This is a genomic window from Spirillospora sp. NPDC000708 (assembly GCF_040299565.1).
GTDB lineage: Bacteria > Actinomycetota > Actinomycetes > Streptosporangiales > Streptosporangiaceae > Spirillospora.
In genome coordinates this window covers 31364-54751 of the sequence record NZ_JBEPCJ010000049.1, presented here as the reverse complement: position 1 = coordinate 54751, position 23388 = coordinate 31364, and the positions used below count along the sequence as shown (strand labels likewise).

The following is a 23388-nucleotide window of genomic DNA, read 5'->3' as shown; positions in this document are numbered from 1 at the left end:
TTCTGCGTGCTCTGGGGGGCATCCCTGAGGCCACCCCTAGCAGGACCCTGAGGCCACCCCGAGATTTCGCGATATAACTTGCCTTCTCTCGCCTTCCGAGAGACTCTGGTCCTGAGCAAGTTTTCGCGTCATATCGCGAGATCCACGGACCTCTCAGGAGATCGACCATGCGCGCACAGAGCCAGGCTCCCCCCCGAACACCGGCCCGCAGGCTCGCCGGGCTGATCGCCGGACGCCGCGGCAAGTGGGCCGTCCTCGCCGTCTGGATCGTCCTGCTGGCCGCGCTCGGCCCGCTCGCCGGGCGCCTGGGCGACGTGGAGGACAACGACGCGGCGTCCTGGCTGCCCGCGAGCGCCGAGTCCACGCAGGTCGTCAAGCAGCAGGACATGTTCCAGAAGGACGAGACGATGCTCGCCGTCATCGTGTACGAGCGTCCTTCCGGCATCACCGCGGCCGACCGCGCCAAGGCCGCCGCCGACAGGCCCGCCTTCGAGCGCCTCCCGGGCGCCGAGAAGGCGCAGGGGCCGTTCCCCTCCAAGGACGGCAGGGCCCTGGAGACCCTCGTCCCGATCAAGAGCGACGACGTGACCGACGCCGTCGACCAGGCCCGCGACCTCGTCAAGCGGGGACCGCCCGGCCTGTCCGCGCACGTCACCGGGCCCGCCGGCGCCGGCTCCGACCAGTTCGGCGTGTTCCAGAGCCTCGACGGCTTCCTGCTCATGGCGGCCGGCATCGTCGTGATCGTCCTGCTGCTGATCATCTACCGCAGCCCCGTGCTGTGGTTCATCCCGGTGCTCAGCGCCGTCTTCGCCCTCGGGCTCGCGCAGTCCGTCGTCTACCTGCTGGCCAAGTACGCCGACCTGACCGTCAACGGGATGAGCTCCGGCATCATGACCGTGCTGGTGTTCGGCGTCGCCACCGACTACGCCCTCCTGCTCGTCGCCCGCTACCGCGAGGAGCTCCACCGGCACGAGGACCGGCACGAGGCCATGGCGTTCGCCCTGCGCCGCGCCGCGCCCGCCGTCATCGCGTCCGCCGCCACCGTGGCCGTCGGCCTGCTGTGCCTGCTGCTCGCCGACCTGAACTCCACCGCCGGGCTCGGCCCGGTCGCCGCTGCGGGCGTCCTCACCGCGCTGGCGGCGATGGTCACGCTCCTGCCCGCGCTGCTCGTCATCTTCGGCCGCTGGGTGTTCTGGCCGCTCGTCCCGCGCTACGACGCCAAGTACCTCGAACCGGAGGCGTACGAGGCCGAGCACGGAATCTGGTCCCGCGTGGCGGGCCTGGTAGGCAGGCGCTCGCGCTTGCTCTGGGTCACCACCGGCATCGTCCTGGTCGGTCTTACCTTCGGCCTCGGCTCGCTCAAGGCGGACGGCCTCTCCAACGCCGGGCAGTTCACCGGACGCCCCGACTCGATCGCCGGGCAGGAGGCCGTGGCGCGGCACTACCCCGCCGGATCCGGCTCCCCGGCCGTCGTCATCGGCAGGGCGTCGGAGTCGACCCAGATCGCCGCCGCGGCCGCGCGCACACAGGGCGTCGCCCAGGTCGGTCCGCCCGCGACCGAGAACGGGCTCGTCATGTACGAGGCGACCCTGCGCGACCCGGCCGACAGCAAGGCGGCCGAGCGGACCATCGACCGGCTCCGGGACGCTGTGCACGCCGTCCCGTCCGCCGACGCGAAGGTAGGCGGCACCACCGCCACGTCCCTGGACACCAAGCGGGCCTCCGTGCGCGACAACAAGGTCATCATCCCGGTCGTGCTGGGCGTGGTCTTCGTCATCCTCGTCCTGCTACTGCGCGCGCTCGTGGCGCCGCTGCTGATGATGGGCACCGTCGTCCTGTCGTTCCTCGCCTCGCTGGGCGCGTGCGCGCTCATCTTCAGGCACGGTTTCGGCTTCGAGGGCACGGACACGGGGTTCCCCCTGCAGGCATTCACCTTCCTGGTGGCGCTCGGGGTCGACTACAACATCTTCCTCATGCACCGCGTACGGGAGGAGTCCCAGACGCTCGGCACGCGGCGCGGCATCCAGCGCGGCCTCACCGTCACCGGCGGCGTCATCACCTCGGCCGGGGTGGTGCTGGCGGCGACGTTCGGCGCGATGGCGACGCTGCCGCTGGTGTCCATGGTGGAGATGGGCTTCGTCGTCGCGTTCGGCGTCCTGTTCGACACTCTGGTCGTCCGGTCGCTGCTCCTGCCCGCCCTGTCGCACGACCTCGGACGGCGGATCTGGGCACCGGGCCGGCTCGCCGCCCGCGAGGCGCACGCCGGCCGGTCCCGCGTCCTCGACCGGGTGGGCTGACGCGAGATCCGCCCTGGTTCGCAGGATGTCCCGTTTCTGGGGATATAGAGGGGTCCGGTGCGGCACCGGGCCCCTCCGCCGCGTCGCCGATCAGGGAGTTATCCACATTTCGCGGCGGGTCGCACGCGCTCCGGCGGGCTGGTTAGTGTCGGCGGCATGTCCACCAACTCCCAGCCCACGGCCGAGATCGCGGTCATCGGCGGTTCCGGTTTCTACTCCTTCCTCGACGACGTCGAGGAGGTGCGCGTCGACACCCCCTACGGCCCCCCGAGCGACGCCGTCGCCATCGGCGAGCTCGCCGGGCGGCGCGTCGCGTTCGTCCCCCGGCACGGCCGCGACCACCGCTTCCCGCCCCACAAGATCCCCTACCGGGCCAACCTGTGGGCGCTGCGGGCGCTGGGCGTCCGGCAGGTCCTCGCGCCGAGCGCGGTCGGCTCGCTGACCCCCGACCTCGGGCCCGGCACGCTGGCCGTCCCCGACCAGCTCGTCGACCGGACGGCCGCGCGCCCGCAGACCTACTACGACGACGGCGCCGCGATCCACGTCTCCTTCTCCGACCCGTACTGCCCGGTCGGCCGGCGCGCCGCCGTCGACGCCGCGAACGCCGCCGGATGGGCGCCCGTCGACGGCGGCACCCTCGTCGTCATCGAGGGCCCCCGGTTCTCCACCCGGGCCGAGTCCCGCTGGTTCGCCGGCCAGGGCTGGACGCTCGTCGGGATGACCGGCCACCCCGAGGCCGTCCTCGCCCGCGAGCTGGCGCTCTGCTACACCCCGCTCTGCCTGGTCACCGACCTCGACGCCGGCATCGAGGAGGGCGAGGGCGTCACCATGGACGAGGTGCTCCGGGTGTTCGGCGAGAACATCGGGCGGCTGCGCGGCCTCGTCGCGGACGTGGTCAAGGCGCTGCCCGCCGAACGCGGCTGCCCCTGCCCCTCGGTCCTGGACGGCATGGACCTCCCGCTGGAGCTGCCGTGAGGGCACGCGCGGCCCGGCTGCGGCGGCCGCTGGCGGCGCTGTCCGCCGCGGCCGCCGCGGGCCTGGCCCTCACCGCGCTGCGGCCGGGGCCGGCGCCCTCGGTCCGCGTCCTGGGCGCGGCGCGGGACCTGCCCGCCGGCGCCACGCTCGGCACGTCCGACCTGCGCGCCCTCGACCTGCCGCCCCCGGCCGTCCCGGCGGGCGCGCTCCGCTCCGGCGCCGCCGGACGGGTCCTCGCGGGCCCCGTGCGGCGCGGCGAGCCGCTCACCGACGCCCGCCTGGTCGGCGACGGGCTCCTGCGCGGCTACGGCCCCGGGACGGTCGCCGCCCCCGTCCGCATCGCCGACGCCGACACCGTCCGGCTGCTGCACTCCGGCGACCGGGTCGACGTGCTGGCCGGCCCGCCCTCCTCCGGTTCGGACGATCTCCCCGGCGGCGGCGGCCGGTGGGGCGCGGCCCGCGTGATCGTGTCCGGCGTGCCGGTGGTGACCGTGCCGCGCCGCGGCGACGAAGGCGGCCGGGAGGGCGCGCTGGTGGTCCTCGCGACCGACCGGGCGCAGGCCCAAGCCCTTGCGGGCGCGGGCCCCGCCCTCTCGATCACCATCACCGGCCCCTGACCACCCGCCCGCCCTGGGCGCTCGGGGGATCGACTTGGCGCAAGGGGTGAACTTTCATTACCATCCGTAGCCGTTCCGTCCGGCTCCGGCCGGACCGGACATCAGTGATATGACGCACGCGGGAGTGAGAACCCCCTCCGATCAGGGCAGACCAGGCGCTGATCGGCCGTGCCCCTCCCCCGCGCCCACAGCCGATCACCGCCAGGAGGGCGTCCGACGGGACGCGCCCCACCGACCCCCAGGAGCACGCACATGGGCGGATTCAAGAAATTCCTCTTCCGCGGAAACCTCGTCGACCTCGCCGTCGCGTTCGTCGTCGGAGCCGCGTTCGCCTCGCTGGTGAAGGACTTCGCGAACTCCTTCATCACCCCGCTGATCGCGCTGATCGGCGGCAAGCCCGACTACACCCGGCTCGCACTGACGATCGACGGCACGAAGTTCCCCTACGGCGTCTTCGTCACCTCGGCGATCGCCTTCTTCATCACCTCGGCGATCGTCTACTTCCTGGTCGTGCTGCCGACCACGAAGCTGATCGAGCGCATGGACCGCGGGAAGGAGGCCACCGAGCGGGAGTGCCCCGAGTGCCTCGCCGAGATCCCCATCAAGGCGCGGCGCTGCCGGTTCTGCACCTCCGAGATCGTCCCGCTGGCACACACCCCCTGACGCGTCAGTACTGGCTCTCGGTGCCGTACTCCCAGTGCCAGGGCTCGAACGGGTTGCTGTAGGCCCACGCCGGGTGGAACCACCCGTACTTCCTGGAGTTGGCCTTCAACCAGTTGAACTGCACCGAGCCCTGGTTCTGCACCCCGCCGCAGACGTCGATGGCCTGGCCCTTGCCGTGGTTGCTCGTGCCGGGGACGGCAGCGAAGCCGGGCCGCCGCACGTAGACGGACTGCTGCTCGGCCAGGCTCCGGTAAGAGTCCGTCAGGCACATGTCGCGGCCGAAGTGCGCCTTGTACGCCGCGTTCAGCTTGTAGAACGCGAGCGCCGCATCCGCGCGCAGCTCGCGCCCCTTCTGCGGCAGCGGGCACAGGTACTTCTGCGGGATCAGTCCGTTGGGGAACTTCTTGGCGTCGGCGGCGAGGCTCTTGTCGCATCCGAGCTCCAGCCGCTTGCTCTGGGGCAGCTTCTTGAGCATCGCGTTCAGCTGGTCGGTGAGCTGCGCGGACCGCTGCCTGAGCCCGTCGATGTCCTGCTGCACGCGCGTCTGCGCGATCGCGCTGCGGGACTGCAGGTCCTGCGCCGTCGACGCCAGCTCCTGCTTGCGCTTCTGCAGCGCGTCGGCACGGTCCACAAGCGCCTGCTGCGACCGGGCGAGCATGCTCACGTCCGCGGTGGCGCGCAGCGCCTGCTCCGGGTTGCCGCCGCCGAACACCGCCATCGACCCGGCGGCGCCGGGCTGCTGGTAGGAGGAGTTCGCGAGCCGGGCCAGCGGCTGCCGGATCTCGTTCAGCTGAGCCTCGGCGTCCGCGAGGTCCTGCAGCGTCGCCTTCAGCTTCGTCTGCGAGGCCGCCAGGTCCTTCTTGCGGCCCTCCATGTCCTTGGTGGCCGACTCGAGTTCGTCGCGAGCCTTCGCGGCGGCCTCGCGCAGCGACTTGACGTCGTCCCCGCCATCGGCCGCCCTGCCGGCACCCTGCGGCACGAGCGTCGCCATCACCAGGACGGCCGCGGCCAGCGCAGCCGACCGGGGGTTCGGCACGGTGGTTTTCCTCCTGATGCCCGAATACGAACAGCGGCAGAACGCTACTACAGGTTCACAGTTGAACAGGGCGCAACCGCATCAGCGGCCGGGGTGACGATGGCGACGGCACCACTGGTCGAGATACGGCACGCCCGCCCACGGGCATGAGGGCCGCACGTCCGGCGACTGCGCGGGCTTCGGCGTCGCCTTCTTCGTCGGCACCGCCTGCGGTGTCACGACGCGCCGCGGCGCCTTGGTCTCCGCCTGCGGCTCGCTCTCCGGCGGGACGTACTGCCCGAACGTCGGCTCCGCCGAGGGCGACCCGTGCGCGGCCCTGGACGTCGACGTCGCCGCGCCGTCCGGCCGTCCCGAGGGCTCCTCACGCAGCGAGAGCGCCACCACGGTCGCCAACGCGACGGGCACCAGGAACGCCCCCGCGACCATCGCGACGCGTCTCCGCCGCGGCGCGCGCTTCTCCGTGGCCTCCCCGGCCTCCCGGTCCTTCGGCTGCCCTCGATGCCGACCCGTCACGGCACCGAAGCGTACCCACACCGACCCCACCCGGCCTAGAGCGCGCGTAAGCCTTATCCCGCCGCACTTTGGCGCTCTCTTGAGCCTCGGCCACCCCCATAACGGGGAGCGCCCAGCCCGCCCCTTCCCCTACCCTGTAGGTGCCGTCCGCTACGCTCTTCCGGCAAGCGACGACATGCCTCCGTAGCTCAGGGGATAGAGCACCGCTCTCCTAAAGCGGGTGTCGCAGGTTCGAATCCTGCCGGGGGCGCCCATCACCTGCGGAAACCTGGTTCCGCAGGTCGAACGCCGCGAGCTTGCCGCACCGTCTCGGCTGTTGCCCGCAGATGCGGTCCACCTCCAGGCGCCGGGGCGTTGTGATGCCTACGCTCGCCGACACCAAGGACAGGCCACGCGAGTACCTCTTTCCGCACCTCCGGCCGCTCGGGGTCGTGGTACTCGGGGCATGGCGCCCGGGGCCATAGCGCCCGGAACCGTGGCGCTCGGGGCCATGGCGCCCGGCTCATAGCGCTCGGGGCCATGGCGCTCGGGGTCGTGGCACTCGGAACCGTGGCGCTCGGAACCGTGGCGCCCGGGGTCGTGGCACTCGGGGTCGTGGCACTCGGGGCGGTGGCGCTCGCGGCGATGGCGCTCGGGATCGTGGGCTCGTGGCGGTGGCGCTCGGCTCCTTGCTGGGTGTTCGGGGTCGTTCGTAGGAGCGGTCTACAGCCGTTTGGCGTGGTGCTGGAGGGCGTCGTGGGCGGACTTCTCGCAGGCGGCGCACTTCCGGCCAGCGGGTGAGTTGAGCGTCCTGGCGAGGTCGACCGAGCAGGCGTAGGAGTGGCGGTCGCTGATCTGGCTGTGCGAGGTGCAGTGATCGAGGTCGGTGTCGTCTCCCTCGGTCGGTTCGCCAGGTCATGAGGCGTGGACACGAGGCGTGGGGCGGTCTTGCTCGTCTCGGGGCGGAGCGTGGGCCTTTCAGGTGCTGCGTGGCTTGGGGCCGCCCTTGCGGGGTTCGACGCCGCGTTCGCGGAGCTTCCGGCGGATGTAGCCGGCGGTGAAGGTCTCGGGTTTGGCGAGCTGGTCGGCGGTGCGGCCGGCGTTGGCGGCGTCGACGTAGGCGGTGAAGAGGTCCTCCAGGAGGGCGTCGGCCTCCTTCTTGGCCTTCAGGTACCTGGTCTCCGCGAGTTCGACTCGGGCGTCCGCTTCCTCGGGATTCATTCGACACAGAGTATCGATACTTAGGAGCGAGTGAAATGGCGACTTCGGGATGCGGGGGCTATTCGTCGCGGCCGTGGATGTACCGCTCGGCGCGGATGCGCGCCTCGGTCTTGCGGAGGGCCATGGGTCTGCTCGTCTTCGCCGGTGTGGGGGTAGCTGCTCCGGTGGGTTGCGATGTGGCCTGATCCGGCACGTCGGGCCGCGAGCGAGCCCCCGGCCTGGGTCGGGGTGGGCCGGGGGCTCGGGTGCGGGAGCGGGGGTCAGCCGTTGATCTTGGCGGCGGCGAACTGGGCGCCCTGGGGGACGGTGCCGTTCGTGGCGTAGGTGAGGTGGGCGGAGATGTCGACGCCGTTGGCGCAGACGGGGTCGCCGGTGTTGCAGAACTCCTTCGCCTTCGGGCCGTAGAGGGAGCTGGCGGTGTTGATGGTCTGGCCGTACAGGCGCAGCGGGTTGCCGTAGACGACGACGGCCTTCACGCGAGAGGCGAGGTTCGTCGGGATGGTGCCGCCGGTGCCGAGGAGGGTCGGGATGCCGATCGCGATGTCGGTGACGCTGGCGCCCTGCGAGTAGCCGCCGAGGACGAACGAGGTGCCCGGGCAGGACGCGGCGACGGACTTGACGTGGTTGCTCATGTCGGTGGCGCCGGGGCCCGCGCTGGTCTGCGCGAGGTCGGCGGCGTAGTTCACCGCGTAGGAGCTCACCGACTTGCCCGGCAGGTCGCCCTTGATGGCGCTGACGAACGGCGTGCCCACGATGCCGAGGCCGGGCAGCTCGCCGCTGCCGCGGGCGAAGACGACGTCGACGTCCGAACAACTGGCGGCGGACGCGGGGGCGGCGGACAGGGTGGCCAGTCCGGCGGCGCTCACGGCGCCGGCGAACGCGACGGCGGTGAGCCGCCGGAGGGACGGGGAGAGGGGCATGCGGGCCTCTTTCTGCTCGCCGGGCCCCGATCGATTCGGGGCCGGTCAGCGCAGGAACGTAGGGGCCCGGGGGGCGCCGCGGCATCGGCAGAATCACCGGCCGGTCCGCCGGACTGGCGATTTCCCCGATGCCGGGAGCAGGGCCGCGGCCGACACTGTGCTTCCCCCCGACCAGTGCTTCTAGGAGGCAACCGTGCGAATACCCCTGCGCTCCCCGAGACGGCGCGCCACCGCCGCGGCCTTGGGGGCGGTGCTCTTCGGCGCCTTCATCGGCGCGGCGCCGACCGCCCGCGCGGAGGCGGACGACCCGGCCGTCAGCGTCCCGCCCGCGGGGAGCCACGGCTTCCCGTTCCTCGCCGCCGCCGAGGACCTCGGCTCGTACGGCTACACCGAGAACGAGTACTTCATCTCCGGCACCGCCCACTCGTACGCGAAGGCGGGACTGTGGGGCCCGGACGGACGGTGGAGCGTGCGCGAGTCCGGCAGCGCCGCGTACAAGACCCGGCTGCTCGTCCGGCGGCCCACGGACCCGGCGAAGTTCAACGGGACGGTCGTCGTCGAATGGCTGAACGTCAGCGGGCAGCTCGACCTGTCGCCGGACTACTGGTTCGAGCGGGACGAGCTGCTGCGCGAGGGCTACGCGTGGGTCGGCGTCTCGGCGCAGGCGGTCGGCGTCAACGGCGGGCTCGGCGAGATCCACGGCCTGAAGGGCTGGGATCCCGAACGGTACGGGACGCTCGTCCACCCGGGCGACGCGTACTCCTACGAAATCTTCTCGCAGGCCGGGCGGGCGCTAAGGGCGCCGGACGGCCCCGACCCGCTCGGCGGGCTGAAGGCGAGGACGCTGCTGGCGGACGGCGAGTCGCAGTCGGCCGGGTTCATGACGACGTACGCGGACGCGGTCCAGCCGGTGGCGAAGGTCTACGACGGCCTCATGATCCACAGCAACAGCGCGGTGGGCGCGCCGATCAGCGGCGAGCTGGCGGACACGCTCACGATGCCGAACCCGTCCCGGATCCGCACGGACCTGCCGGTGCCGACGTTCGTGGTGCTCACCGAGACGGACGTCCCGCTGGCGTCGGCGGCGCGGCAGCCGGACACCGGCAGCGTCGTGCACTGGGAGCTGGCCGGCACGTCGCACGGCGACCAGTGGGCGTACGACCTGGGTGATCCGACGTTGAAGAAGTCGGCCGGGTCGGCGGCGCCGCAGGCGGACTGCACCGCGGGGACGGCGCCGTTCAACGACGGGCCGGGCCACTACTCGATGAACGCGGCGCTGCGCCACCTGGCGTCGTGGGCGCGGGGCGGGGCGCGGCCGCCGAGCGGCGCGCCGCTGAACACGGCGCTGCGCGACCCGCGCACCGGGCTCGCGACGGGCGGCGTCCGGCTTCCGGACATCACGGTGCCGACGCGCACCCTCACCGGGCTGCGGCACCTGGGCCTCGGCGACGGCGTCTTCTGCGGCCTCTACGGCGCCCGGGACCCGTGGAACGGCGACGCGGACGGGTGGGACCGGCACGACTCCGGCGACCCGTCCAACCCGTCGTTCCCGCCGGTCGCCGAGCCGGTGCTGAGCAGGCTGTACCCGACGCACGCCGGGTACGTGGCCAAGGTGCAGGCGGCGGCGCAGCAGTCCGTCGACGGCGGGTACCTGCTGCCGGAGGACGCGGCGGCCATGGTGAAGGCCGCGCAGGACTCCGGCATCGGCGGCTGACCCCGGTGGACGGCGCGCCGGCCGGCGCGGGCGCCCGGCGACCGGGCGTCCCGCCGGCCGGCGCTCGTGCCTGGCCGGTCCCAGCGAGAGCGGTCAGGTGGCGGCGCTCCAACGGCGGTGGCGCTCCAACGGTGGCGGCGCTCCGGCGGTGGCGCTCCGGCGACGGTGAGCCCGTTCCCGGGGCGAGGTCCGGCGCGGTGCTCTGCTCAGCTGGTGTCGATCGAGCGCTGCTGGCCCGGGTATCCGGGCTTCTGGGCGGGGAGCCCGACCATCTCGTCGTCGAGCGTTCCGGCGGTGAGCGGCTCGTCCGGCGGCTCGGGATCGGGGCCGTCGGGCTTCGCGCCGGACGGCGGGGCGTCCACGGGCCCGCCCGCGTTCACCCCCTGCGACTCGACGAGGTCGTCCTCATGCTCTTTGTGCATGTTCGTCCCTTTACCCGCCACGAAGCGGAATAGCCGGACGTCAGGCGGGGACCGCCGCGCGGCTGCGGGAGAATCGCCGCATGGCGAAGAAGTGCCCTTGCGGGACGGGGGCCTCGTACGGGGAGTGCTGCGGCCGGCTGCACCGGGGCGAGGCCGCGGCGCGGACGGCCGAGGAGCTGATGCGGTCGCGGTTCAGCGCGTTCGCCGTCCGGGACGAGGCGTACCTGCTGGAGAGCTGGCATCCGGCGACGCGGCCGGAGCGCGTCGACACCGATCCCGGGACGCGGTGGACGCGGCTGGAGATCGTCCGGACCGAGGACGGCGGTCCCGGCGACGCCAAGGGCGTCGTGGAGTTCCGGGCGCACTACACGGCCGGCGGCCAGGACGGGGTCATGCACGAGATCAGCCGCTTCGTCCGGCACGACGACGCGTGGGTCTACGTCCGCGGCAAGGTCGCGTGACCCCCGCGCGGGGGAGGCCGGACGGTCCCTGAGGGGCAGCGGCTTCGGCCGCGCGGGGGAGGTCCGGGGCCCGCGGCGGCTGCGACGTTGGGGACGCGGGCGACGGTCGCCCGCGGCGAAGGGAGACCCCACATGTCGCATCGGAGGATCGCGGTCGCGGCGGCCGCGCTCGTGGCGGCCGGCGCGGTCGGCGGCGGGACCGCCATGGCGCAGGAGAGCGGCGGGCCGGCCCCGCGCGAGTCGCACGTCACCGGCGACGCCTGGCTGAAGTACCCGGGCGATCCGCAGTACCCGTACCGGCGGTTCGTCGTGGACGCGCACGGCGGGCCGTGGAAGTTCGTCAACGGCAAGATGGTCATGGGCGCCGCCCGCGGGACGGTCCGGTTCGACCATTTCGCTCCGGACGCGCCGGGCGGGCCGTCCACGCACCACTGGGGGACGATCAAGGTCGACTACCTGATGGCGTCCGGGCCGGTGGCGGTCGTGTCGGGCATCCGGCAGGACGACGAGCACGGCATCCCGCCGAACGAGAAGCGGGCCAACCTGACGTTCTACCAGTCGCCGCGCGGCCACCGGTTCGACCGGATGGGCTTCTCGTGGGGCGTGGTGTACGCGCAGTGCCAGCAGATGGGCGGCGGGCCCGCGCCGTTCAGCCCGGCCAGTGCGGGCCCGGACGGCCGCTGGCTGAAGGGCTACACGGTCAAGGCGGCTCCGCTGGAGATCCCCACCGGCCCGATCCAGTCGCCGGACAACCCGGCGGACTGCTCCTTCGCCGACGGGTAGCGCTCCCCCGGCGTCCCGGAACGGCGGCTCAGGCCCGGCGCCACTGCGGCTCAGGCCCGGCGCCACTCCGGTCAGGCCTGGCGCCACTCCGGGACGGTCCCGGCCTCGTGGAGGCAGAAGTCGGGCGCGCCTTCGAGGGCCTTCTCCTCACCGCCCGGCGTGTACGTGACGATGAGGCGGAGCGGCCGCCACGTCGTGTTGTAGGTGGAGTGCCACGCGCCCTTCGGGATGTGGACGGCGTCGCCCTCGCGGATCGTGAACGGCTCGCCGTCGTCCACCATCTGCTCCGCCTCGCCGGAGACGACGTAGATGACCTCTTCGGCGTTCGGGTGGTTGTGCCGCGCGTGCCCCTTGCCGGGGTTGACGATCACCTCGCCGAGGGTGCTGCCCGCGCCCTCGACGGTGGACGGGGTGACGAACCACTTGATCGAACCCCAGTCGAACGCCATCGTGGACACGTCGCCGGGCGTCACGTGCATTCAGATCTCCAGCTTCTTGAAGGCGGCCACCTGCTCGGTGATGGCCCGCTCGGTCGGCAGCCGTTCGACCGAGGAGGCCCCGAAGAAGCCCACGACGCCCTCGGTGCGGGACAGGACGTAGGCGGCGTCGTCCGGTTCGGCGATGGGGCCGCCGTGGCACAGGACGAGCACGTCGTCGCGGACCTCGGCCGCCGCGTCCCGCATGGCCTGCACCTTCGCGACCGCCTCGTCCAGCGTCAGGGCGGTGCCGGCGCCGATGCTGCCCTTGGTGGTGAGCCCGACGTGCGGGACGAGGACGTCCGCGCCGGCCTCCGCCATCGCCCGCGCCGAGTCCTCGTCGAAGACGTAGGGGGCGGTGACGAGGTCGCGTTCATGGGCGAGCCGGACCATCTCCACTTCGAGGTCGTAGCCCATGCCGGTCTCTTCGAGGTTCTGCCGGAACACCCCGTCGTAGAGGCCGACGGTCGGGAAGTTCTGCACCCCGGTGAACCCCATCGCCTTCAGCTGGTCGAGGAAGACGGGCATCACCCGGAACGGGTCGGTGCCGCACACGCCCGCGAGGACGGGGGTGTCCCGGACGACCGGCAGCACCTCGGACGCCATCTCGACGACGATCTGGTTCGCGTCCCCGTACGGCAGCAGTCCCGCGAGGGAGCCGCGGCCCGCCATCCGGTAGCGGCCCGAGTTGTAGATGATGATCAGGTCGACGCCGCCGGCCTCCGCGCACTTCGCGGACAGGCCCGTGCCCGCTCCGGCGCCGATCACCGGCTTGCCCTGCGCGACCGACGCGCGCAGGCGTTCCAGGACGGTCTGACGGTTCACTGCGCTCCCCCTGCGTTCGTCTCGTGCCCGGCGTTCGTCTCGTGCCCGGTGGATGTCTCGTGCCCTGCGTGCGGACCGTGCTCCGTGATCAGCTCGTGCAGCCGGTCGGCCATCGCGCGGCCGAACGACGGGTCGTTGATGTCGACGTCCAGCCGCTCCGTCGCGACGGCGCCGTCCATCGCGGCGAAGCAGGCGGCGTCGGCGTCCGGGTCGTGGAACGGCATGCCGGGCACGTCGAGCGCGGACACGCCGCCGAGCGGGAGGAACAGCACGGTCGGCCCGGTGGCGGCGGCGAGCTTCGCCGCGACCCGCCGCCCGAGTTCCGCCATCTCGTCCGGCGTCGTCCGCATCAGCGTCACGGTCGGGTTGTGGACGTACAGGTTGCGGCCGGCGAACCGCTCCGGGACGGTGTCGCGCGGGCCGAAGTTCACCATGTCCAGCGCGCCCGGCGCCACGACCTGCGGGATCCCGTGCCGTCCCGCCGCGGTGAGCCGGTCCGGGCCGGCCGACAGGACGCCGCCGACCAGGTCGTCCGCCAGCTCCGTCGTCGTGAGGTCGAGGACGCCCGCGATGAGGCCGCTGTCGACGAGGCCCTCCAGCGCGCGCCCTCCGGCACCGGTCGCGTGGAAGACCAGCACCTCGTAGCCGAGGTCGCCGAGCCGCTCACGCGCCGCGTCCACCGCCGGGGTCGTCACGCCGAACATCGACGCCGCGACGAGGGGCCGCTCGTCCGCGGGCTCCGGCGGCGCGTCCGCGCGGGCCTTCGCCATGCCCGCCGCCGCTGCCGCCGCGTTCCCTAGGATCAGCCGGGACACCCGGTTCACGCCCGCGATGTCGACGACGCTGTAGGTCATCGTCACGTCCTTCGCGCCGACGTACGGCGCCACGTCCCCGGACGCCATCGTCGACACGATCAGCTTCGGCAGCCCGATCGGCAGGTCCCGGACGGCGCGCGCCGCGATCGACGACCCGCCGCTCCCGCCGACCGCGAGGACCGCGTCGGCCCGCCCTTCCGCGACCAGCCGGGCGAGGACGACGGCCGCGCCCTCGCCCATCGCCGTGACGGCCGCGCCCCGGTCCCCGGCGCCGCGCAGTGCCGCGATCGTCGTGCCGCCCGCCTCGGCGACCCGTTCCGCGAGCACGTCGGCCGCGACGTCCGCCGCCGGCTCGCCGACCCCGGCGTCCACGAGGACGACCTCGCAGCCCAGCTCGCGGAGCCGGTCGCGCAGCCACGCGTACTCCGCGCCCTTGGTATCGAGCGTCCCCACCAGCACCACGGTCGCCACACCGCACCTCCCGTCCCTGACTCCACCGAGATCCTGCCCTCGCGCCGCTTCCGGCAACCGGCCGGACGCGCCATCCCGACGCACCGTCCCGACGCCCCACCCTGCCGCGGGTCACCCCGCCGCGGGCACCGGCGCTTCGCTGATCTTGCCGTCCTCCAGGTTCAGGACGCGGTCGGCCTCCGACAGCAGCGCCTGGTCGTGCGTGGCGACCAGCACGGTGACGCCCTCCCCGGCGACGATCGCGCGCAGCAGCGGCATGATCGCGGCGGCGGTCTCGGAGTCGAGCTGGCCGGTCGGCTCGTCGGCGAGCAGGAGGCGGGGCCGGTTGGCGAGGGCGCGGGCGATCGCGACGCGCTGCTGCTGGCCGCCCGACAGCTCGTAGGGGCGCTGCGCGGCGTGGTCGGCGAGGCCCACGAGCGCGAGCAGCAGCCGGACGCGCTCGTCCCGCTCGGCAGGCGCGGTCCGGGTCAGCCGCAGCGGGACCTCGACGTTCTCGGCGGCGGACAGCACGGGGATGAGGCCGTGCGACTGGAACACGAAGCCGATGTCGTCGCGGCGCAGCGCGAGCAGGTCGTCCTCGGACAGGGCGCCGATCTCCCGGCCGTCCACGCGGACGGTGCCGCCGTCCGCGGTGTCCAGGCCGCCGATCAGGTTCAGCAGCGTCGTCTTGCCGGACCCGGACCGGCCCCGGATCGCGACGAGCTCGCCGGGCTCGATCCGGAACGAGGCGCCGCGCAGCGCGGGCACCTCGACCTTCCCGGCGCGGTAGGTGCGGACCAGGCCGTCGACGGCGACCATCGGCTCGGTCATGCGTCCTCCTCGCGGGACCGGTCGGGCCAGACGCCGACGTGGTCGTCCTCCAGCGCCAGCCGCACGCGCTCGCGCATGTCCAGCGCCTCGGTGAAGCCGCGCGGGAGCTGGACGCGTCCGGCCCGGTCGAGGACGGCGTACTCCTCGGCGGTGCGGGTGCCGTCCGAGGCGTCGCGGCGGCGGACCTCGCTGCTGGTGCGGCCGTCGCGGATGCCGACGGTGCGGTCCACCCGCTCGGAGACGCCGGCGTCGTGCGTGACGATCACGGTGGTGGTGCCGAACTCCTGGTTGACCCGGCGGAACGCGGCGAACACCTCGGCGGCGGTTGCGGTGTCGAGCTCGCCGGTCGGCTCGTCGGCGAGCACGACGTGCGGCTCGTTGGCGACCGCGACGGCGATCGCGATCCGCTGCTGCTGGCCGCCGGACAGCTCCGCGGGGCGGCGGCCCGCGCAGTCGCCGACGCCGAGCATGCCGAGCAGGTCGGCGGCCCGGGTGGCGCGCTCGCGCCGGGACCGCCCGGCGAACCGCATCGGCAGCTCGACGTTCTGCACGGCGGTCAGGTACGGCAGCAGGTTGCGGGCGGTCTGCTGCCAGATGAACCCGACCTGCTCGCGGCGGAACGCGAGCCGCTCCTTCGCGGACATGGTGAGCAGGTCGGACCCGGCGACGCGGGCGACGCCGGCGGTCGGCACGTCCAGCCCGGACAGGATGTTCAGCAGCGTGGACTTGCCGGACCCGGACGCCCCGACGAGGGCGATCAGCTCGCCCGGGTCGACGAGGAGGTCCAAGCCCTGCAGCGCGACGACCTCGATGCCCTCGCTCTTGTAGATGCGCACGAGGTTGTCGCAGACGATGTGCGCGCCCTCGCCGTAGGCGGGGCCGCGTTCGACGGCGCGGCGTTCGAGTTCCGCCAGGTCCGGTGCGTCTACCACGGCTCCGCCTCCATGCGGGGGCACGGCCCCCGCGCTCCCCGGTTCGCTTCGCTCATCTCAGTCCCCCGTTCTCAGGACGTCGCCCAGGTCCGTGCGGTCGAAGGCGCGGTCGACGGCGAGGGCCGCCGCGGCGGCGAGCAGCAGCGCGGCCAGCAGCCCCAGCAGCGCGGCGAGTCCGGGCGTGTGGCCGGTCGCGGTGAACCCGGACGTGTAGGAGCGCAGGTCGACGACGGGACCGGTGATCTCCGGCAGCAGCAGCCCGAGGACCCAGCCGGCGGCGACGGCGCACAGCAGCACCGGGGCGATCTCGACGAGCGCGAGGGCGCGGCTCTGCCGCCGGTTCAGGCCGAGGACGTGCAGGTGCGCGACGGTCCGTCCGCGTGCGCGCGCGCCGACCACCAGGACGAGCAGGACGGCGAGCAGCCCGTACCCGCCGCCGATCAGGGCCGCGTTCCGGAACGTGCGGTGCACGAGGTCGACCATCGGGACGGCGGTCATGCCGTGCAGGACGTCGCGTCGCAGCTGCACGTCCCTGGGGGCGCCCTTGGGGGCGGCGGCGTCGAGCACCTTGCGCAGCGCGGCGATGTCGACGTGGTCCCCGCGGACGAAGAGCTCCGTGGGGTAGTTGCCGGATCCGAACGTCTTGTACGGGACGACCACGAAGGCGGATCCGGTGTCCATGGACGGGAACCGCTCGATCGTCGCGTCCGGCTTGAACCGGAACGGGTCGATGTAGTGGCTGCTGAGGGTGACCGCTTTGGACCCCGAGTCGAGGATCCCGGCGGCGCCGGGCGAGACGAGCTGCCCGTGCGGCGCGTCCGGGATGCCGGGAACGCCGGGGAACGCCGCGCGGTAGGCGTCGAGGTCGATGCCGAGGACGGTGATGGGGGCGGGCTCGCCCGGCCCGGTGACCTGCGGGACGGCCCGGGCCGGGACGACGGCGGTGACGCCCTTGACCGCGCGCGCCTTGGCGACCACGCCCGGGTCGAGACCGGTGGAGCCGACGCGGACGTCGCCGCCGACGACGCTGTAGGAGGCGCGGACCTGCCCGTGCCGCAGCGCCGTGTCCACGGTCGCGCTGAATCCGGCGACGGCGGCGGCGAGCAGCAGGATGACCAGCGGCAGCGCGCCGATCACGCTCTGCCGGGACGCGCGCGCGAGGCCGACGAACCAGACGGCGCCGCGGCCCCGGCGCAGCAGCGGCGCGGCGGCGCGCAGCAGGTACGGGTAGCCGCGCAGGACGAGCATGCCGAGCGCGGCGCCGAGCAGCACGGGGACGGCCGCGACGAGCGGATCGTCGCCGGACGCGCCGCCGCGCTGCCGCAGCACCACGACACCGGCGACGGCGACGACCACCAGCAGCAGGTCCAGGACGAGGCGGCGCGGCGACGGGCGCGCGGTGGTGAAGTCGTCGCGGCGGGCGCCGCCGGCGGAGCCGAGGCCGCCGCCGCGTTCGCGCAGCACCATCGCGCCGGACAGCGCGAGCACCACCACGACCAGCGCGGCGACCGCGGAGAACGAGCTCGCCTGGGGCGGCCCGGTGTCGAGCAGGAGCCCGGCTGCGGTGCCGAGCGCCGCGGCGGGCACGACGGCGAGGGCGGTGAGGCCCCCGGCGTAACGCGTGAGCTGGCGGAGCGAGGCGCCGCGGGCCCGCATCGTGCCGAGGACGGGCCGGAGCCGTTCGCCGAGGAGGCCGGCGGCGAGCAGCAGCACCCCGGCGCCGACGGCGAGCAGCCCCGCCAGCGCCATCCCGAGAACGGACTGCGCGGTGCGGAGCCGGCCGAGGAAGGCGCCGAGCCGTGCTTCCAGCGGGGTCTCCACCGTGCACGCGAACAGTCCGGCGTGGCCCTGCACGGCGGCGCTGTAGGAGTCGAGGTCGGCGGCGATGGCGCGCGCGCGGCCGGTGTCGACCGAACCGGTCCGCACCGGGAACCGCCAGGTGAAGGTGAAGCCCCGCCGGGAGTCGGCGGCGATCATGGTGTAGCCGCCGGCGTCGGTCAGCGCGGTGCCGCGCAAGACCCTGGTGCCGTCCCTCCCGACGATCCGCTCGATGGGCTGGAGCAGGGAGGCGCGCGACGCCCAGTAGGCGTCGCGGGGGTTCATCGGCGCGTAGAGCCCGGCGATGCGGACGTGCAGCGGGTCGGGGATGTCCTTGTCGGAGAGGTCGAGCCGGGCGCCGACCTTGTAGCCCATGGCGTCGGCGTACCGCTGGGCGACCATCACCTGGATCTCCGGCGTGGAGGCGCCGGGGTTCAGGGGAGGCTGGTTCACCGGCGGGCGCCCGGCGGTGATCATGATGCGCTGGTCGGCCCCCGGGTCCCAGCCGAGGTCCAGTTCCCGCGGTTCGGTGAACTCGCCGGCGATCCCCTGCGGTGAGTCCAGGGCGACGGACGCCTCGGGCGGGCCCGTGACGGTCCGCAGCGCGCCCGGGAGGAGCTGCTGCCAGGTGAACGCGTTGGCGGTGAGCGCGCCCTCGTTCGGGACGGCGCTGGAGGCGCCGGTGCCCTTCGCCTTGCCGACCACCCTCAGGTCGGAGTCGGTGCCGACGGTGGAGGTGGCGTCGCGGTCGTACCCGGCGGCGGTCGCGGCCGGGACGGCGACCGCCAGCACCGCCGTCACCAGCGTCAGCGCGGCGAGCGCGGCCAGCGGCGCCCACTGCGTGCGGGCCAGCCGGAGCCAGGGCCCGGCGTGCAGGGCTCGGCGCATCATTCCTCCCCCGCGCGCAGTCCGGCGCCGACGTCGCGGCGGCGCAGGACCCGGATGACCGGCGGCAGCACGAGCCCGAGGACGGCGGCCGTCCCGGCGAGCATCGCCGCGACCAGCGGCCACTGGACGATCAGGACGGCCGGCGGGTAGGGCTCGGTGGCCTGCACCCCGACGACCAGGTGCGGGACGACCAGCCGCGCGACGATCAGGCCGAGCGCGGTGCCGCCGGCGAGGCCGAGCACGACGAGGAACGCCTGCTCGACGGCGAGCATCCCGGTGACCTGGCGGGGATGGACGCCGAGGGCGCGCAGCACCGCGAACTCGCGGGACCGCTGCCCGGCGGTGACGGCGGCGTTCACGACGAACGCGATGACGGCGAAGGCGAGCGCGGAGCCGAAGCCGAGGACGAGCGCGCCCTGGAGCGCGGCGCCGAGCGGCGCGTCGCGCAGCCGGGAGCGGAGCGCGGCGCGGTCGCCGGTCACCTCGCCCCATTCGCGGTGCGCGCCGGCGGCCTTGGCGGCGGGTCCGGTGCGGTCGCCGCGGACGGACGCCCACCATTCGCCGGGCCGGGTGCTGTCGGGGCCGGCGCGTCCGGCGGCGAGCCGCTCCTGCACGAGGGTGGGCAGGTCGACGAGGACGCCCGGGGCGCCGGGCGCGGTCGTGGGCAGCGCGCTGACGATGCCGATGACCTTGACGGGCTGGTCCCCGTCGACGGTGCTCAGGGTGAGGGTGGCGCCGACGCCGACCTTCGCGCGGGACGCGGCGGCGCCGGTGATGATGCCCGGCACGACCGGCTGGAGGTGCTCGTTCTGGTCGCCGTGGGACGGTGGCGCGCCGGTGCCGAGCACCGCGTGGACGTTCGTCCCGCTGGCGAGCCGGAGGCTGCCGAACACGACCTCGCCGGGCGGGCTCGCGGGGATCGCGATCTCGGCGAGGCCGGGGCCCTTCTCCAGCTTCGGGCGCGACGGGTGGGCGGGGTCCGCCGGCTCGGCGAAGACGTCCCAGCGCGCTCCGGGGGGCATCGCGGCGTCGCCGGTCCCCTCACCGCGGACGTGCTCCAGGGTCAGGTCGAGGGGCCCGCTGTAGCCGTTGTCGTCGTAGGAGTAGTGCAGGGCGCGGACCGACAGGGGGTAGCTCAGCACGCCGCCGGGTCCGGCGAGGGCGGCGGTGTCGACCGCGACGGTGTGGGTCCTGCCGTCCGCGGGGATGCCGGTGAGCTGGACGCGGGCGGTGACGCCGCGGGCGTCGGCGACGGTCGCCTGGGCCTTGTACGCGTCGACCGGCGGCGGGACGGTGCCGTCGGGCAGCGGCGGGGCGGAGCCGGTGCGCTTCAGCCGGACGTCGAACAGCAGCCGTGCGGGCCTGCCGGGGACCGTGAGCGCGGGCGCCTTGGGGCGGGCCGCGGCCAGCTCGCTGAGCGCCAGGCCGTCCCGGAGGTCGGAGCGGATCCGCAGCATCGTCCCGAGGCGCTCGGCGTCGGCGGCGAGCATGGTCGCGGACGCGGTGCCGACGGCGCCCTCGACGCGCAGGACGCCGGTCACGGCGGTGACGCCGGGCAGCGCGGCGACCCGTCCGCCGCCGCCGAGCGCGGTCGGCGCGAAGACCCCGACCGGCGCGCTGACGCGCAGGTCGGCGCCGCTCTGGAAGTCGGCCTGGTCGGTCTGCGAACGCCGCCAGGTCGCCATCGTGGTGACCGACAGCACCCCGACGGCGATCGCCATGACCAGCAGCAGGACGGGTCCGGCGTAGCGCAGCGGGCGGCGGCCGACCTGCCGGGCGCCGAGCGCGGGGGCGAGGCCGCGGCCGCGCGCGGCGACGCGTTCGGCGGCGCCGGACGCGACGGGCACGACGCGCAGCAGCAGGACGGCGCCGGCGAGCAGCCCGAGCGCGGGCCCGGACACGATGACCGGGTCGACGCCGGACGCGCCGCCGGACGCGCCGGTCCCGTCGACGCCGTACCGGGTGAGCTGCCAGATCGCGAGCGAGGCGACGAGGAGCAGCGCGAGGTCGGCGCCCGATCCGACGAGCCCGCCGCGGCGGGTGCGGCCGATGCCGGCCTGCGCCTCGACGAAGGTGCGGTTGGCGCCGCGCAGCGTCGGGACGGTGAGCGCGACGGCCCCGGCCAGCGCGGTGGCGACCGAGACGCCGTACAGCGGCGCGAGGGGCCCGGCGTCGAGCCGCAGCCCGGACGCGCGGATCGCGGGCGCCCATCCGGCGAGGTGCAGCAGCGGCCCGGCGAGCAGCGGACCGCACACCGCGGCGGGCAGCACGATCAGGGCGCCCTCGGCGACGCCGAGCGCGGCGAGCTGGCGCATGCCGAGGCCGCGGGTGCGCAGCAGCGCGACCTCGCCGCGCCGGTGGTCGGCCAGCAGCCGGGCGACGAGCATCCAGGCGCACCCGGCGAGCAGGATCAGCTGGAGCACCGGGATCAGCATCGTGGACCGGGTGACCCGGACCGCGTCGGCGAGCTGGGAGGCGAGCTTCGGCAGGCTCGTCACGACGGTGTACTGGGCGCCGCCGGCGGCCTTCTGGACGATGGCGGCGCTGCGGGCGGCGCGATCGCCGAGCCCGTCGAGGTCGCCGGTGTCGATGCGCCGGAGGTCCGGCATGACCGTCCACCGGACGTCCACGCCGGTGCCGGTGAGGCGGGCGGCGAACACGTCCTGCGGGACGACGAGCGGCCCGTAGGTGGTGTAGTCGCCGTGCTCGGCGCCGGTGGTGACCAGCTGGTCGCCCTGCCAGAAGTAGTCGTCCGGGCGGGGCACCTCGAACAGCCCGACGATCCGGGCGCGCACGACCGACTTCTTGTCGACGCGGCCGTGCAGGGTGAGGACGTCGCCGACGGAGGCGTGCACGGACCGGGCGGCGGCGGCCGGGAGGGCGGCCTCCATCTCGGCGTCCTTGCCGGCTCCGGCGCCCGGCGAGGGCCAGCGCCCCTGGGCGAGGCGCGCGTGCCGCTCGATGCCGGTGTAGGTCGCGAACGCGGTCAGCTGGGGATGCTCGATCTTCTCCTGCCCCGGCAGGGTGTAGGAGTCGCTGCGGACGCCCATCGAGACCGTCAGCGGCACGTCCCGGTAGATCTGCTTGAGCGCGCCGTCCACCTGGTGCTGGGCGGTGGTGAGGCCGCCGGCCGGGACGTTGGTGCCGAGCGTCGTGCCGACCGTGGCGAACGTCGCGTCGGCGAGCGTGCGCCGCAGGCCCTCGCGCGTCACCGAGCCCGCGTAGCCGACGAGGGCCGCGAGGACGGTCGTGGCGAACAGCGCGGTGGCGCACGCGGCCAGCACCAGCGTGCGGTCCGCGGCCATGCGCCTGACGACGAGCCCCCGTTGCCCCATAGCCGCACATGATCAATGGGTGTGATCCGGACAACAAGAGCTGACGTTGTTTCTTTTACCTATCGCAACATTTCCGGTACTTCACCATGATCTGGACAGATCGCCCATGTCTCCGGCGGACCGGCCCACGCGCGCGGGCGCTCACGCGTCGCCGTTGCGGAGGGCGATGAGGCGGTCCAGGACGTTCGCGTCCGCCGACAGGCCGTTGTGCGCGTACTCGCTGGTCACCCACGTCCGGACCCCCGGGATGGCGGCGGCCGTCGCCATCGACATCTCGCGGTCCACGTACATGTCGTCGTAGTAGACGGCCGCCGCGACCGGAACGGTCGTGGACGCCAGCCGTTCCGGGTCGTAAAGGGCGGGCCATTCGTGCGCCGCCACGAGGTCGGCGCACTCCCGTAGCGGGACCAGCGCGGGGTCCTCCTCGAAGAAGGACGGGAAGATGGTCTCGCCCAGGAAAAGGAACGGCTCGGCCTGCGGTGCGAACTCGGGGAACTCCTCGGCCACGCGGGCGGCCGACCAGTTCGACGCCGTCCCGTTGCTGACGCACGATTCGTGGATGAGCGCGTAGAGCGGCTGCGCGGCGAACGACACGATCGCGTTCACGCCGTGCAGGAACGTGTCGGAGAGCCGGCCGTCCGCGATGAACGCCTCTTCCATCAGGTAGTGCAGATTGTCGAACTGCGCGGAATGGCCGAGCCCGATGCCGACGCTCTGGAAGCGGCGGGGGGTCAGCCGCTCCCCGCCCGGCAGGCGCTCGTCGGCCCGGTCCAGGTGCGCGGCGATGCGGCGCGCGACGTCCTGGTCACCGGGATAGCGGGCGAAGTAGCGCGCGTTGGCCGCCGCGATCCGCCGGTACGCCGCCCGGTACCAGTCGTCGGGCGTCGCCGTCAGGCTCGGCAGCCCGCCGGTGACGAACGCCTCGCTCAGCCCCTCCGGCGCGATCGACAGGTACGTCACCGTGCAGAAGCCGCCGAAGCTCTGCCCGAGAACGCTCCACGGCCGGTCCCCGGCCAGGTGGCGGCGCAGCAGCTCCGCGTCCCGGACGATCGAGTCGGCGCGGAAGTGCCGCAGGAGCTCGGCGGCGGCCTTCGGGTCGGCCGGGAGCGTCTGCCGGTTCAGCGGCGTGCTGCGCCCGGTGCCGCGCTGGTCGAGCAGCAGCACCCGGTAGTCCTGGAGCGCGCGGGCGAGCCACGCCGCGGGCATCGCGCCGGGGCGCGGCGACTTGTTGCCGGGCCCGCCCTGCAGGTAGAGCAGCCACGGCAGGTCCGCGGCGCGCTTCCCGGGCGCGACGACCTCCCGCGCGTAGATCCGGATCGCCGGACCGGACGGGTCGCCGTGGTCGAGCGGCACGTCCAGGAAGTGGTCCGTGCACGCGTACCCGGGCCGGGTGAACGAGTTCGACATCCCCCCACTA

At 74.1% G+C, this 23388-nt stretch carries 20 protein-coding genes and 1 tRNA gene; 8 read left to right on the top strand and 13 right to left on the bottom strand.

The genetic code is table 11. The features are described 5' to 3' along the window. Positions 1–167 precede the first annotated feature (167 nt). The 4 genes from ABT299_RS30145 to mscL all read left to right on the top strand — a co-directional run bounded on the left by ABT299_RS30145 (position 168) and on the right by mscL (position 4552). Positions 168–2297, top strand: a complete 2130-nt coding sequence (locus ABT299_RS30145; RefSeq protein WP_500252787.1) for an MMPL family transporter — start codon at positions 168–170, stop codon at positions 2295–2297. Positions 2298–2453: 156 nt separating this feature from the next. Continuing rightward, the gene (locus ABT299_RS30140) at positions 2454–3272 is read left to right on the top strand and encodes an S-methyl-5'-thioadenosine phosphorylase (RefSeq protein ID WP_190854975.1); all 819 of its coding nucleotides are present in this window, start codon (positions 2454–2456) and stop codon (positions 3270–3272) included. Next, positions 3269–3889 (top strand): SAF domain-containing protein, encoded by a 621-nt coding sequence (locus ABT299_RS30135; protein ID WP_500252786.1) that lies wholly within the window; start codon positions 3269–3271, stop codon positions 3887–3889. Before ABT299_RS30140 ends, ABT299_RS30135 begins: the two co-directional genes overlap by 4 nt. A 252-nt stretch (positions 3890–4141) precedes the next feature. Continuing rightward, positions 4142–4552: a large conductance mechanosensitive channel protein MscL gene (gene mscL, locus ABT299_RS30130; protein WP_190868316.1), complete on the top strand. Its 411-nt coding sequence runs from the start codon at positions 4142–4144 to the stop codon at positions 4550–4552. A 4-nt stretch (positions 4553–4556) separates the two neighbouring features. On the opposite strand, the gene ABT299_RS30125 is transcribed toward mscL, so the two are convergent. Next, positions 4557–5588, bottom strand: coding sequence for a D-alanyl-D-alanine carboxypeptidase family protein (locus ABT299_RS30125; protein ID WP_190868317.1), 1032 nt, complete (start codon positions 5586–5588; stop codon positions 4557–4559). 81 nt (positions 5589–5669) lie between these two features. Then, positions 5670–6101, bottom strand: a complete 432-nt coding sequence (locus ABT299_RS30120) for a hypothetical protein (RefSeq protein WP_500252785.1) — start codon at positions 6099–6101, stop codon at positions 5670–5672. 177 nt (positions 6102–6278) lie between these two features. On the opposite strand from ABT299_RS30120, the gene ABT299_RS30115 reads away from it, so the two are divergent. Then, positions 6279–6351 (top strand) — tRNA-Arg (locus ABT299_RS30115). A gap of 707 nt (positions 6352–7058) precedes the next feature. On the opposite strand, the gene ABT299_RS30110 is transcribed toward ABT299_RS30115, so the two are convergent. Both ABT299_RS30110 and ABT299_RS30105 read right to left on the bottom strand, forming a co-directional pair. Next, positions 7059–7301, bottom strand: a complete 243-nt coding sequence (locus tag ABT299_RS30110) for a hypothetical protein (protein ID WP_190868323.1) — start codon at positions 7299–7301, stop codon at positions 7059–7061. Positions 7302–7561: 260 nt separating this feature from the next. After that, positions 7562–8221 carry a cutinase family protein gene (locus tag ABT299_RS30105; protein ID WP_500252784.1) on the bottom strand — a complete coding sequence of 220 codons (660 nt, stop codon included), beginning with the start codon at positions 8219–8221 and terminating at the stop codon, positions 7562–7564. 193 nt (positions 8222–8414) lie between these two features. Between ABT299_RS30105 and ABT299_RS30100 the strand changes: the two genes are divergently transcribed. Then, the gene (locus tag ABT299_RS30100) at positions 8415–9935 is read left to right on the top strand and encodes an alpha/beta hydrolase domain-containing protein (protein WP_500252783.1); all 1521 of its coding nucleotides are present in this window, start codon (positions 8415–8417) and stop codon (positions 9933–9935) included. Positions 9936–10141: 206 nt separating this feature from the next. On the opposite strand, the gene ABT299_RS30095 is transcribed toward ABT299_RS30100, so the two are convergent. Next, a complete protein-coding gene (locus ABT299_RS30095; protein WP_500252782.1) occupies positions 10142–10357 on the bottom strand; it encodes a hypothetical protein in 216 nt (71 codons plus the stop codon). An 80-nt stretch (positions 10358–10437) separates the two neighbouring features. Between ABT299_RS30095 and ABT299_RS30090 the strand changes: the two genes are divergently transcribed. Together ABT299_RS30090 and ABT299_RS30085 are read left to right on the top strand one after the other, a co-directional pair. Continuing rightward, entirely contained in the window at positions 10438–10818 is a 381-nt protein-coding gene (locus tag ABT299_RS30090; protein WP_190868327.1) for a YchJ family protein, read from the top strand. A 132-nt stretch (positions 10819–10950) separates the two neighbouring features. Next, complete coding sequence (locus ABT299_RS30085) at positions 10951–11601, top strand: hypothetical protein (protein WP_500252781.1); 651 nt, start codon at positions 10951–10953, stop codon at positions 11599–11601. Positions 11602–11672: 71 nt separating this feature from the next. Here the strand turns inward: ABT299_RS30085 and ABT299_RS30080 are convergent, their stop codons facing one another. The 8 genes from ABT299_RS30080 to ABT299_RS30045 form a co-directional block, all read right to left on the bottom strand. Next, positions 11673–12080, bottom strand: coding sequence for a cupin domain-containing protein (locus ABT299_RS30080; RefSeq protein ID WP_190868330.1), 408 nt, complete (start codon positions 12078–12080; stop codon positions 11673–11675). Beyond that, positions 12081–12902 (bottom strand): phosphoenolpyruvate hydrolase family protein, encoded by an 822-nt coding sequence (locus tag ABT299_RS30075; RefSeq protein WP_500252780.1) that lies wholly within the window; start codon positions 12900–12902, stop codon positions 12081–12083. After that, a complete protein-coding gene (locus ABT299_RS30070; RefSeq protein WP_500252779.1) occupies positions 12899–14188 on the bottom strand; it encodes a Tm-1-like ATP-binding domain-containing protein in 1290 nt (429 codons plus the stop codon). The genes ABT299_RS30075 and ABT299_RS30070 overlap by 4 nt, the downstream gene beginning before the upstream one ends. A 111-nt stretch (positions 14189–14299) precedes the next feature. Continuing rightward, on the bottom strand, positions 14300–14998 hold the full coding sequence (locus ABT299_RS30065) for an ABC transporter ATP-binding protein (protein ID WP_190868333.1): 699 nt from the start codon (positions 14996–14998) through the stop codon (positions 14300–14302). After that, positions 14995–15930, bottom strand: coding sequence for an ATP-binding cassette domain-containing protein (locus tag ABT299_RS30060; protein ID WP_190868334.1), 936 nt, complete (start codon positions 15928–15930; stop codon positions 14995–14997). Before ABT299_RS30060 ends, ABT299_RS30065 begins: the two co-directional genes overlap by 4 nt. Positions 15931–15987: 57 nt before the next feature. Beyond that, a complete protein-coding gene (locus tag ABT299_RS30055; protein WP_500252778.1) occupies positions 15988–18639 on the bottom strand; it encodes an FtsX-like permease family protein in 2652 nt (883 codons plus the stop codon). Beyond that, a complete protein-coding gene (locus tag ABT299_RS30050; RefSeq protein ID WP_500252777.1) occupies positions 18636–21971 on the bottom strand; it encodes an ABC transporter permease in 3336 nt (1111 codons plus the stop codon). The genes ABT299_RS30055 and ABT299_RS30050 overlap by 4 nt, the downstream gene beginning before the upstream one ends. Positions 21972–22112: 141 nt before the next feature. Continuing rightward, positions 22113–23378 (bottom strand): alpha/beta fold hydrolase, encoded by a 1266-nt coding sequence (locus ABT299_RS30045; RefSeq protein WP_500252776.1) that lies wholly within the window; start codon positions 23376–23378, stop codon positions 22113–22115. Positions 23379–23388: the final 10 nt, after the last annotated feature.